We start from the raw sequence: 10,722 nt of genomic DNA on the forward strand, positions 1-10,722 counted from the left end.
CGAAAAACCCGAACAGGACGCCACCGCTGTGTCAGCGTTGCGTCCGAGGTTCGGGAGTCACTTCACGTAATTTGTTGTTCTTGAGATCCTCTGGGGTACCGCCCAGCCGCGCGATCTTGTTACATGGGCGAGCTCACGCCCAGCGGCACAGAGCGAGCCGTTCTCGGAACCTTGCGGATGCACACCCGCTCCAATCTACCGCCAGCCTCGGCTCCGCAAACAGAAAGGGCCATAGCCCTTTGCTATCACCGCATTTCGCTGTTTCACCCTGTGATATGCGCCCTGTCGCGGGCCGGGTCGTACAGATGTGATTGCGCGCAATCCACCGCCGTCCCCAGCGCCCGGCCCACCAGAATGACCGCGGCTTGCCGCAGCTCAGCGGCCTCCACCCGGCCCGCGATGTCCGCGAGTGTGCCGCGCAGCACCAACTCTTCGGGCTGACTGGCGCGGTAGACCACAACAACCGGACAATCTGCGCCGTAAGAGGCGACCAGTTCGTCCGCGATTGTCCGGATACGGGTAATAGCCAGATGTAATGCCAGCGTCGCCCCGGTGCGCGCGAAGTTGCCCAGCGCCTCGGTTTCCGGCATGGCCGTAGATCGCGCCTGTGCTCGCGTCAACACCACCGACTGCACCAGTTCGGGCACCGTCAGCTCCGCGCCCACCACCGCCGCGGCCGCCGCGTAGGCCGGAACACCGGGCGTCACATCCCACGGGATACCGGCCGCGTCCAACCGCCGCGTCTGCTCCGACAGCGCCGAATATACGGAGGGATCGCCCGAGCACAGCCGCGCCACCTCCCGACCGGCGGCGTGCGCCCGCACACAGTGCTCGATGATCTGATCCAGATCCAGGCCCTGGGTATCGATGAGCTCGGCCTCCGGCGCACAGTGCGCGAGCACCTCGGGATCCAGATACGTCCCCACATACAGACACACCGGCGACTTCTTCAGCAACTCCACCGCCCGAACGGTCAGCAGATCCGCCGCCCCCGGCCCGGCCCCGATGAAGTGCACAGTCATGGGGCCGAGTCTGTCACGCGGCCCGGACTGTCAAGCAGTGACGTCGGAGTGCGCGATCACTTTGGTCGGCCGCAACCAGACCGCCAGCTCCCCCGGCACCCCATTCCGCTTCCCGAACTCCTCGGCCCGATCCGCGCCCATATACCGCCCACCGATAAGCGTGGCCGTCCGCACCAATTCATCGAGATCCTCGGAGACCTCCGCCACCCCCTGCACCTGCACATAGGCATACGGCGGCTCCTGCAGATCCACACACAAACTCAACCGCCCATCCGCCGCAATCCGCTTCCCCTTCGCGGAGGTCTTGCCTGTGTTGAAGACGAGCGCGTCGCCATCGAGGACGAACCACACCGGCGTCACCAGTGGACGGCCATCGGCCGCGACCAGCGCCAGCTTGCCAGTTCGAGTGCCCTCGGACAGAAACTCCCGCACCCGCGGATCGGTTAGTGAAGCCATACCGCTCAACGTACGGCTACGAATACCCGTTGCCCGCGCAACACAGCCGACCAATGCCGATCGAACTCAGCATCTCGCCGAACCGACGCAGAAGGCGGGCCATGACAGCCGCTGACCGGGAACCAGATGTCACGACCGCCGATTTCGAGGCCTTGGCCCACGCCGCGGAGCGCGAAACCGACGGTGTGCGACTCGAGTACATCAACGGGCGCCTGCGGGTCCAGGCCGCACCGGATGGCAATCACAATCGCATCTTCCTATGGCTGATGCTGCTCCTGATGCCCTTCGGCCCAGACCTGTTCCTACATCCTGGCCAGGGCCTGAAGATCGAGACATACCGCCAGGGCCGAGCCCGCCCAGATGGTGCCCTGGCCCCTCTGGACGGTTTCGTCGGGACCGATAAATGGGCTCCGGTCGAACCCGTTGTCATGGCCGTCGAGATCACCTCACGCGATTCGGACACGAACCAACGCGACAGGGTCGAAAAGCCGACCGCCTACGCACAATCGAAGATCCCCATCTATCTGCTGATCGATCGGGACAGTGCCGAGGTGATCGTGTACAGCGAGCCCGATGGCACCCGCTACGAGGAGGCGCGCCGCTTCGCATTCGGACGTCCGGCACCCCTGCCCGCTCCACTGAACATCACCATCGACACCACACCGCTCCAAGACTGGGTCGACTGACCGCTGATCAGATGGCTGCGGGTCGCCGAGCCAGGCGAACATCGTCGACCGGGAACTGGTGGCGGACTCTTCTCGGGCTTTGCCGCCACCAGTTCCCGGTCGAGCATGTTTCACATGCTGGTGGGTTAGATTGCGCCGCGTTCGCGGGCTCGGGCGACTGCGGAGGTGCGGGATTTGACGCCCAGTTTCGAATAGATGTGCACCAGGTGGGATTTGACGGTGGTTTCGCTCAGGAAGAGGCGTTTGCCGATCTCGCGGTTGGAGTGGCCGTCGGCTACCAGGCGGAGGACTTCGATTTCTCGGGGGCTGAGGGTGGTGTCCGGTTTGCGGACTCGGGTCATGAGTTTGGAGGCTATGGCGGGGGAGAGGACGCTTTCGCCTTCGGCGGCGGAGCGGACGGCGGCCAGGAGGTCGGCGGGTGGGGTGTCTTTGAGGATGTAGCCGACTGCGCCTGCTTCGATGGCGCCGAGGATGTCGGCGTCGGTGTCGTAGTTGGTGACTACCAGGACGTTGGGTGGGGTGGGGAGGGCGCGCAGGGCGGCGGTGGCGTCGGCGCCGGATTTGCCGGGGCCGAAGCGGAGGTCCATGAGGACCAGATCGACGGGCGTTGTGGCGCAGAAGGAGATGACTTCTTCGGCGGTGGGTACCTCGCCGACGACTTCGATCGCTTCGCCGGAATCGCTTTCGGCCGCACCGGAATCCAGCAGGGCGTGCAGGCCCGCGCGGACGATGGCGTGATCGTCGGCGAGCAGGATGCGAATCATTGCTCGTCCTCCAGGGGGAAGGAGACGGTGACGGCGGTGTGGCCGGGTTCGGACTCCACGTTCATGGTGCCGCCCTGTTGTTCTACCCGGCTGCGCATGGCATTGAGACCGAAAGTGCCGGAGGGGGTTTGGGCGAGCACGGCCGGGTCGATGCCGACGCCGTCGTCGACCACGTCGAGGTGGACCGCGTCGTCGGCGTAGGTGAGGGTGATGCGCATGCGCTCGGCATTGGCGTGGCGCACCACATTCGAGACCGCGCCCTGGGTGATGCGCACCAGCGCGGCCTCGATGGGCATGGGCAGACGCTGCGGGTCGCCCTCGACGAGGACCTGGGCGTCCAGGCCGGGCGCGGCGGCGCGGCGGGCGACGCGTTTGAGCGCCTCGCTCAGGGAGTGGCCCTCCAGCGGGGCGGGAGTGAGTTCGGCTATGACATGGCGGGTTTCGACCAGGGAGTCGGCGGCGGTCTCGCGGGCCAGCCGAGTCTGTTGCAGGGCGGGATGATCCGGGGCGGCGCGTTCCACGGCGTGCAGCAGCAGCTGAATACTGCTGAGGCCCTGGGCGACCGTATCGTGGATCTCCTGGGCCAGGCGCTCGCGCTCGGCCAGTTTGCCTGCGGTGCGTTCCTGTTCGGCGAGCGTATTGCGGGTGGCGAGCAATTCGTCGATGAGCCGCTGCCGTTCCCCAGCCTCGCGGAACAGCGCCTCGTAGCCGAGGCCGATGGCCACCGCCACCAGCGCGCCCAGGATCGGGCCGATGACCGCTCCCAGCGACCAGCCGCGGTGGGCCGCGAAGCCGACGACCGCCACCACGGTCGTGGCGGTCACCGCCAGCAGGCCCCAAAAGCGCGGCAGCAGATGCAGATACAGGAAGAACAGGCCGAAGACCAGGTAGACCGCGTCGGGGACGAAGAACACCAACCCGAGCCACAGCAGGGTGAGGGCCAGCAGCCAGATGCGCGCGGCCGCGAGATTCCGGCGAAAGCGCCCGCCCAGGAAGTACACGCCCAGGAAGGCGCCCGCCAGCACGATCACCCCGACGGGATTCGCCTCGGAAACGATCGCCCGCACCGCGACCACCACCGTCAGCACCGCGACCAGCGCGTGCAGCCCCACTTGCAGGCCGGAGAAGACAGGGGTCAGGGGCGAACGATGCACGCTGACCAGCTTATGCCCGGCTATTCGACAGGCATCCATCGAAAGGAGGAAGCGCCGCCCGTCCGTAGGCTGGTGCCCGAATGGTTCCGCGGTGCGATGGCCCGCACGAAGATCACCGACAGAGTGGAGTCATGTTCGTCGCACTCCGAGATCTGCGGGCCGCCCGCGGCCGTTTCCTGCTCATCACCCTGGTGGTGACCCTGGTCGCGCTGCTGGTGACCTTCCTCAGCGGGCTCACCGCGGGGCTCGCGCACCAGAACATCTCCGCCATTCAATCGCTGCGCACCAGCACCGTGGTCTTCGCCGACACCGGGTCGGATCCGTCCTTCGACGCGTCCACGCTGGGCGTCGACCAGGTGCAGACCTGGCAGCAGACCGGCGGAACCGTCGACCCCATCGGCATCAGCCGGACCCGGGCCACCCACAATGGCGGCTCGGCCACCCAGGTGGCACTGTTCGGGGTCGACGGCACACCCTTTGGCAATCGGGTAGCAACCGAGCCCGGCTCGGTGATTCTGAGTAGCGCCGCCGCGCAGGATCTCGGGGCCACGGCCGGTGACACGGTGGCGCTCGGCTCCGGCAACTTCACCGTGCAGGGCGTGACCGGCGACGACTGGTACGCCCACACACCGGTCGTCTGGATGACTCTCACGGATTGGCAGACACTGAACCCACAGTCGGGCACGGCCACCATCCTCGCCGTCTCCGGCGTCGACGATCTCGCGGCCGTGAACGCCGCCGCGCACACCACCACGACCACGACCGACGGCTCGCTGTCCACCATGGCCTCCTATCAGGCCGAGAACGGCTCGCTCACGCTCATGACGGTCATGCTGTTCGCCATCTCGGCGCTGGTGATCGGCGCGTTCTTCACGGTGTGGACAGTGCAGCGCCAGCCCGATATCGCGACCCTCAAGGCCCTCGGCGCGACCACCGGTTCGCTGGTGCGCGATGCGCTGAGCCAGGCGCTGGTGGTGCTGGCGGCCGGTGTCGGCATCGGCGTCGGCGCGACCGCGCTGGCCGGTGTATTCATCGGCGACAGTGTGCCTTTCGTGCTCAGCCCGGGCACCACCCTGGTCCCGGCGGCCGCCCTGATCCTGCTCGGCCTGCTCGGCGCGGCCTTCGCGCTGCGCTTCCTCGCCACCACCGATCCGCTCACCGCGCTCAACCAGGCCCGTTGATCACTTTGTCGCCCAGGAGTTTCGCCATGACCAACCAGCTCAGCGTCACCGGCCTCACCCTCACCTTTCCCGATGGCGCCGACCGCATCACCGCGCTGAACGAGGTGAATCTGCGGGTGCGCGGCGGTGAGATCGCGGCCATTACCGGCCCGTCCGGCTCCGGCAAGTCCACGCTGCTGGCGGCGGTGTCCACGCTCATCCGGGCGGATTCGGGGCGCATCGAACTCGAAACCGCTTCCGGCGTCCGCGATCTGGCGACACTGAGCCGTCGCGAGGCCACCGCGCTGCGGCGCGAGCACATCGGCATCGTGTTCCAGCAGTCCAATCTGGTCCCCGCGCTGACCGCCGTCGAACAGCTCGAGGCCATGGTGCATCTGGGCCAGACCTGGTTCGTCTCCCCCGCACGTCGTCGCGAAGCCCGTTCCCGCGCAAGGGATCTGCTCGCCGCGGTCGGTCTCTCCGGTCATGCGAACAAGCGCCCCGCCCAGCTGTCGGGCGGTCAGCGGCAGCGGGTCAATATCGCGCGGGCGCTCATGAACGATCCGTCACTGCTGGTCATCGACGAGCCGACCAGCGCGCTGGACCAGGAACGCGGCGCGGCCATTATCGAACTCATCGTCGATATCGTGCGCGAGCACCATGCCGCCACCCTGCTGGTCACCCACGACAGATCCCATCTGCACCAGATGGATTCGGTGTACCGCATGGTCGACGGCGTGCTCACCCGGGAGACGCCCGCGCTGGTCGCCAGCGCCTGATCAGGCCACCAGGTATTCGCCGTAGAACAGCAGCAGCCCCATGGCGGCGGTGATCCCGGCCAGCACCCAGAACCGGATCACCACGGTCGTTTCCGCCCATCCGGCGAGCTCGAAATGATGATGGAACGGGGCCATCCGGAACAGGCGATTGTGCGTGGTGCGGTAGACGGCCACCTGCAGCACCACCGATACGATCTCGGCCACGAACAGCCCGCCGATGACCACCATGAGCAATTCGGTCCGGGTGGTGATGGACAGCCCGGCCAGCAGCCCGCCCAGAGCCAGCGACCCGGTATCACCCATGATGATCTTGGCCGGGGCCGCGTTCCACCACAGGAATCCGATGCACGCGGCCGCGCCCACCGCGCACACCATGGCCAGATCCAAGGGATCGCGCACGTCGTAGCAACCCGCGCTGGGCCTGGTCCCGCAAGCCTTGCTGAACTGCCAGAACGTAATGAGCGTGTACGCGCCTAGCGCCATCCCCATGGAACCGGCCGTCAGACCGTCCAGGCCGTCGGTCAGGTTCACCGCATTGGACCAGGCCACCACCAGGAAGCAGACGAAGGCCAGGAAGGCCAGCGCACTGAAGGTCACCATGGTCATATCGCGCATGTCCGAGAGCTGCCTGCTGCCCGGCGTGCGCCCGTGCGAGTCCGGGAACCGCAATGCCAGCACACCGAAAATCAGTGGGGCGGAAAGCTGTCCGATGTATTTCCCGACCGCGGTGAGCCCCAGATTGCGCCGCTTGCGGATCTTGATGAAATCGTCGGTGAACCCGACCGCCCCCAGCGCGGTGGCCAGTCCGAGCACCAGCAGCGCCGAAACCGATATCCCGGCCGAATCGGCGAACAGGTGCGAGCCCAGATATCCGGCCCACATGCCGATGAGAATCGCGATGCCGCCCATGGTCGGTGTACCGCGTTTGGCCTGATGACTCGCCGGACCATCGACCCTGATCTCCTGCCCGAACCCCCGCCGCGCGAATATCATGATCAATACCGGCGTCACCGTAATGGCCACCGCCAGTGCGATCATCGCCGCCAACAGCACCTGTCGCATACCCACCCCCATCGCACCGAGACATTGGCTCTTGTGAGCCAGTCGGATGCTAACCAACCCTGGCGGTCAGGGCATGCTTGTCCATCCAGCTCGCCACCGCCGCACCGATCTCGTGCGGTCGATCCTCCGGCGCATGATGCTTGGCTGGCGGAATCGACACCTTCTCCGCGCTCGCGAAGGTGACCGCCGCCCACTCGACCGCCGCCGCGCCAGCGCCCTGCCCGTTCTCCAAAGCCATGATCAGCTTGGGAATCTCGGGTGTGCTCGCCAGGTATCGGCCGTAATTGTCGATGATGGCGACCACATCGGCGGGCTCACCGTCGAGCGGGAGCTCCCGCGGCCACGCCAGCAGCGGCTTGCGCGAGGCGGGCGTCGGGTACGGCGCGCGGTAGACGTCGTGGTCTTCCTTCGACAGGTTCGTCACCTGCGCGGGCAGGTTGAACTCGATGAACATGTTCTCCTCCAGCACCATTCGCTCACCCTCGGCGCTGCGGTACTTGGCGAACAACTCCCTGGCCTGCGGCGGCTGTTCCTCGGCCTTGCCCGGCCGCAGGAAGGTCTCGATCACCGCGAGCCCGCGCACCCGGCCGGGATGCCGTGCCGCCCAATACATGCCGAGCGCACCACCCCAGTCATGGCCGACGATGATCACCTGATCGAGGTCCAGGGCATCGAACCAGGCATCGAGGTAGCGCGCATGGTCGGTGAAACGGTAAGGGCTGTCGGGCTTGCCGGAGACGCCCATGCCGATCAGGTCCGGCGCCAGCACCCGGGTCTTGTCCGACACATTCGGAATCACATTGCGCCACAGGTACGACGAGGTCGGGTTGCCGTGCAGGAAGACAACGGGCGTATCACCGGATCCGATATCGGTGTAGGAGATGAACGAATCGAGTACGTCGACGGTATTCACGACGGAGGGTCCCTTCTCAGACGGTGCCAGACATGCGACGGCGCTGCTCGCGACGAGTGCCATCGCGCCCGCCACTTGGAGCAGTGCTCGGCGATTCAGGTTCTTCATGTCCGCTCTTCCGGGTCGGCTCATGTGCTTACACCCGGTTGGACACAGGGTTTTCGCCCGCTGTGACCGCAGCGGCGGTGATGTGCGTCACTGTCGATCCGGGTCGTCGGCCGCGGTTACACACTCGTGACGCCGTTGCCCAGCATGTGCCACACGGGTGCGCGACCCTGGTCGGTATGGACTTCCATGTGCCGGTCATCGACATCACGCCCTATGTGAGCGGCGGCGATGCGGCCGCGCGCCGCGCGGTTGCCCGCCGGATCGACGAAGCCGCGCGCACGGTCGGCTTCATGCAGATCACCGGACATGCGGTGCCGCAGACCGTGATCGACGGGTTCACCGCCGCCCTGGATTCCTTCTTCGGCCTCGATCTGGAGGCGAAGAAGCGGTACCGCACGCCGCCGGAGATCAATCGCGGCTACTCACCGCCCAAGAGCGAGAGCCTGAGCCTCAGCCTCGGTGTGGAATCGGCGACCCGGATGAACGACTTCTTCGAGGCGTTCAATATCGGCGCCGCCGTCTCCGACTATCCGGGCGTACCCCTGCCGGAGCTCGACTACCCCGAAAATCTTTGGCCGCAAGAGCTTCCGGACTTCCAGCCCGGCGTCTCGGCCTACTTCACCGAGGCGGGCCGCGTGGCCCGCACCCTGACCACGATCTTCGCCGACGCCCTCGAACTGCCTCCCGGCTACTTCGCCGCCTTCACCGACCACTCCCTCGATGTGCTGCGCATGAACAACTACGCGCTGCCGCCCGGCACGGTGGATCTGGACGGCGCCCTCATCGGCATGGGCGAGCACACCGATTACGGCATCGTCACCGTGCTCTGGGCCGACCAGACCCCGGGCTTACAGGTCCTGGGCTCCGACGCCGTCTGGCACGACGTCCAACCCGCCCCCGGCGCCCTGCTGGTGAACCTCGGCGACCTCATGGCCCGCTGGACCAATGAGCGCTGGCTGTCCACCCTGCACCGGGTGAAGCCGCCCATCGTGAACGGAACCATCCAACGCCGCCGCAGCGCAGCCTACTTCCACGACGGCAATATCGACGCGATCATCGCCACCCTGCCCTCCTGCATAGGGGAAGGCAGCAAATACGAACCGGTCACCGTGGCCGATCACATCCGCGCCAAGCTCGCGGGTTCCCGTGCCCTCCAACCGAATACCAACGCCCAACGCGAGGCCGCCCGCGTCCTCGCTGCGGCCGAGAACTCCGGAAACAGCGCCTAGCCAAATCAGCGCCCGAGCACCCGGTCCAGCATGACCCGAGTCCGCAAACCGGACATCACCCTCAGCCCCCGCGAAACCACCGTCAAATCCCACCTGGTCCACATCTATTCGAAACTGGGCGTCAAGTCCCCACCAGCACGTGAACCGACATCGACCGGGAACTGGTGGCGGCAAAGCCCGAGAAGAGTCCGCCACCAGTTCCCGGTCGACGGTGCTTCAAATCCTCACGGCGGGCGGCTCGGGATGCCAATCGGCGCAGGGCAACCATCGCGCTGGTCGCCACTCCGGCGATCGCGAGAGTGTCGATGCTCTGGCCGCGCAGCACGAGGTCGAGGTCGGTACCGGCGAAGGCGCTGGCGCGCCGCTTCAGCACGACGACGTCCTCGCTGGCGACCGGGAGGGTGATCTCGGTTCCGGCCGACCCCTCGTGGAAGCTGTCACCGGCTTCGTAGAACGTCCTGAACAGTGCATTACCCGGCGGTAAGTCGGCTGCGTTGCTCCGAAAGGCGAAGCGCACGAACACAACCAGGACCCCGGCCGCGCGGGTGCGCGGCAGCAGTTCGATGAGTGGCGGAACGACACGGCAGGCGAACGGGTACTCGCTCGTGATGCCTTGCTGGATGTCGCCGATGATCAGTGCGGTGGTGATGACAAGCTCCCGTCCGGTGAACGATGTGGTGGGATATTCAGCCGAGGTATGGCGTGGGTCGCTCTTCCAGGTAGTGGGTCAGCCTGAGCCGCTGCGTGTGGTGCATGTCGAGACTGTCGAGTTCGGCAGGGTCGACGAATCGCAATTCGGTGGACTCACCGGAAATTGCGAGATCACCACCGATGACGTGGGCAAGGAAACACACATTGAACTGACGTCGGACTTCGCCGTCGCTGTAGGCGATTACGTGGCGGGGATCGGTGTACGTGCCTACGAGTCCGGTGATTTCGACGTCCAGACCGGTTTCTTCCTTGACCTCGCGGACCGCACAGCCGGGGAGGCTGTCGGTCATCTCCATGCCGCCGCCAGGCAGCGCCCACAGGCCGCTGTCGGCGCGGCGCTGTAGCAGAATGCGGCCTTGGTCGTCGCATACCACGGCGGAGGCCGCGACGACGAGACTGTTCGGCTCCGGAGCGGCTGGATCGTCGTAGAACTCGGTGCGCGCCATCGGCTTACCCTTCCACCGGCCGGGCCGTCTGCCAGACCGCATTGAAGCTGTCGGTATAGGTGTCGAACAAGCCACCGTCGAGGGTACGGCGCAGATGCCAGACGGGCGCACCGTAAGCGTTCACGCCCCACACATGGGCGTTGACCACCATGTCCTCGTCGGCGCGGTAGATGCTGTTGTAGAGGGTCGTGGCGTGCGTCCGCAATTCGATATCCGGCGTTGCCGCCAACGG

General features: G+C 66.3%; 12 protein-coding genes and 2 pseudogenes. 5 read left to right on the top strand and 9 right to left on the bottom strand.

Annotated elements, in window-relative coordinates:
- Positions 1 to 263 precede the first annotated feature (263 nt).
- Together cobM and NC4_RS24845 are read right to left on the bottom strand one after the other, a co-directional pair.
- Positions 264 to 1,022 (bottom strand): precorrin-4 C(11)-methyltransferase, encoded by a 759-nt coding sequence (gene cobM / locus NC4_RS24840; protein WP_067542737.1) that lies wholly within the window; start codon positions 1,020 to 1,022, stop codon positions 264 to 266.
- A gap of 30 nt (positions 1,023 to 1,052) precedes the next feature.
- On the bottom strand, positions 1,053 to 1,478 hold the full coding sequence (locus tag NC4_RS24845; RefSeq protein ID WP_067542740.1) for a PPOX class F420-dependent oxidoreductase: 426 nt from the start codon (positions 1,476 to 1,478) through the stop codon (positions 1,053 to 1,055).
- A 53-nt stretch (positions 1,479 to 1,531) separates the two neighbouring features.
- On the opposite strand from NC4_RS24845, the gene NC4_RS24850 reads away from it, so the two are divergent.
- The gene (locus NC4_RS24850) at positions 1,532 to 2,164 is read left to right on the top strand and encodes a Uma2 family endonuclease (protein ID WP_245721897.1); all 633 of its coding nucleotides are present in this window, start codon (positions 1,532 to 1,534) and stop codon (positions 2,162 to 2,164) included.
- Positions 2,165 to 2,289: 125 nt separating this feature from the next.
- Here the strand turns inward: NC4_RS24850 and NC4_RS24855 are convergent, their stop codons facing one another.
- Together NC4_RS24855 and NC4_RS24860 are read right to left on the bottom strand one after the other, a co-directional pair.
- Positions 2,290 to 2,928: a LuxR C-terminal-related transcriptional regulator gene (locus tag NC4_RS24855; protein WP_067542746.1), complete on the bottom strand. Its 639-nt coding sequence runs from the start codon at positions 2,926 to 2,928 to the stop codon at positions 2,290 to 2,292.
- On the bottom strand, positions 2,925 to 4,082 hold the full coding sequence (locus tag NC4_RS24860) for a sensor histidine kinase (RefSeq protein ID WP_174566889.1): 1,158 nt from the start codon (positions 4,080 to 4,082) through the stop codon (positions 2,925 to 2,927). Before NC4_RS24860 ends, NC4_RS24855 begins: the two co-directional genes overlap by 4 nt.
- 131 nt (positions 4,083 to 4,213) lie before the next feature.
- Between NC4_RS24860 and NC4_RS24865 the strand changes: the two genes are divergently transcribed.
- Both NC4_RS24865 and NC4_RS24870 read left to right on the top strand, forming a co-directional pair.
- Positions 4,214 to 5,263, top strand: a complete 1,050-nt coding sequence (locus NC4_RS24865; protein WP_067542752.1) for an ABC transporter permease — start codon at positions 4,214 to 4,216, stop codon at positions 5,261 to 5,263.
- 26 nt (positions 5,264 to 5,289) lie between these two features.
- Positions 5,290 to 6,021, top strand: coding sequence for an ABC transporter ATP-binding protein (locus tag NC4_RS24870; protein ID WP_067542755.1), 732 nt, complete (start codon positions 5,290 to 5,292; stop codon positions 6,019 to 6,021).
- Here NC4_RS24870 and mraY read toward each other — a convergent pair whose 3' ends face one another.
- Together mraY and NC4_RS24880 are read right to left on the bottom strand one after the other, a co-directional pair.
- On the bottom strand, positions 6,022 to 7,083 hold the full coding sequence (gene mraY, locus NC4_RS24875; RefSeq protein WP_067542769.1) for a phospho-N-acetylmuramoyl-pentapeptide-transferase: 1,062 nt from the start codon (positions 7,081 to 7,083) through the stop codon (positions 6,022 to 6,024).
- A 49-nt stretch (positions 7,084 to 7,132) separates the two neighbouring features.
- Entirely contained in the window at positions 7,133 to 7,996 is an 864-nt protein-coding gene (locus tag NC4_RS24880) for a haloalkane dehalogenase (protein WP_067542772.1), read from the bottom strand.
- A gap of 284 nt (positions 7,997 to 8,280) precedes the next feature.
- Between NC4_RS24880 and NC4_RS24885 the strand changes: the two genes are divergently transcribed.
- Both NC4_RS24885 and NC4_RS44820 read left to right on the top strand, forming a co-directional pair.
- A complete protein-coding gene (locus tag NC4_RS24885; protein ID WP_067542758.1) occupies positions 8,281 to 9,333 on the top strand; it encodes an isopenicillin N synthase family dioxygenase in 1,053 nt (350 codons plus the stop codon).
- Positions 9,334 to 9,363: 30 nt separating this feature from the next.
- Positions 9,364 to 9,462: pseudogene (locus tag NC4_RS44820) on the top strand (DNA-binding response regulator); the annotation flags it as partial.
- On the opposite strand, the gene NC4_RS24890 reads toward NC4_RS44820, so the two are convergent.
- From NC4_RS24890 to NC4_RS24900, 3 genes and pseudogenes are all read right to left on the bottom strand, one after another.
- Positions 9,455 to 9,982: a cysteine hydrolase family protein gene (locus NC4_RS24890; protein WP_084529756.1), complete on the bottom strand. Its 528-nt coding sequence runs from the start codon at positions 9,980 to 9,982 to the stop codon at positions 9,455 to 9,457. The pseudogene NC4_RS44820 and the gene NC4_RS24890 overlap by 8 nt on opposite strands.
- A 37-nt stretch (positions 9,983 to 10,019) precedes the next feature.
- Positions 10,020 to 10,490, bottom strand: coding sequence for an NUDIX hydrolase (locus NC4_RS24895; protein WP_067542762.1), 471 nt, complete (start codon positions 10,488 to 10,490; stop codon positions 10,020 to 10,022).
- Positions 10,491 to 10,494: 4 nt separating this feature from the next.
- Positions 10,495 to 10,722, bottom strand: a pseudogene (locus tag NC4_RS24900) (XRE family transcriptional regulator); the annotation flags it as partial.

The organism is Nocardia crassostreae (assembly GCF_001613405.1).
Lineage (GTDB): Bacteria > Actinomycetota > Actinomycetes > Mycobacteriales > Mycobacteriaceae > Nocardia > Nocardia crassostreae.

Bases quoted from the DNA above. Each gene is read 5' to 3' on its own strand.
- cobM (WP_067542737.1), bottom strand. From the start codon at position 1,022: ATGACTGTGCACTTCATCGGGGCCGGGCCGGGGGCGGCGGATCTGCTG.
- NC4_RS24845 (WP_067542740.1), bottom strand. From the start codon at position 1,478: ATGGCTTCACTAACCGATCCGCGGGTGCGGGAGTTTCTGTCCGAGGGC.
- NC4_RS24850 (WP_245721897.1), top strand. From the start codon at position 1,532: ATGCCGATCGAACTCAGCATCTCGCCGAACCGACGCAGAAGGCGGGCC.
- NC4_RS24855 (WP_067542746.1), bottom strand. From the start codon at position 2,928: ATGATTCGCATCCTGCTCGCCGACGATCACGCCATCGTCCGCGCGGGC.
- NC4_RS24865 (WP_067542752.1), top strand. From the start codon at position 4,214: ATGTTCGTCGCACTCCGAGATCTGCGGGCCGCCCGCGGCCGTTTCCTG.
- NC4_RS24870 (WP_067542755.1), top strand. From the start codon at position 5,290: ATGACCAACCAGCTCAGCGTCACCGGCCTCACCCTCACCTTTCCCGAT.
- mraY (WP_067542769.1), bottom strand. From the start codon at position 7,083: ATGCGACAGGTGCTGTTGGCGGCGATGATCGCACTGGCGGTGGCCATT.
- NC4_RS24885 (WP_067542758.1), top strand. From the start codon at position 8,281: ATGGACTTCCATGTGCCGGTCATCGACATCACGCCCTATGTGAGCGGC.
- NC4_RS24895 (WP_067542762.1), bottom strand. From the start codon at position 10,490: ATGGCGCGCACCGAGTTCTACGACGATCCAGCCGCTCCGGAGCCGAAC.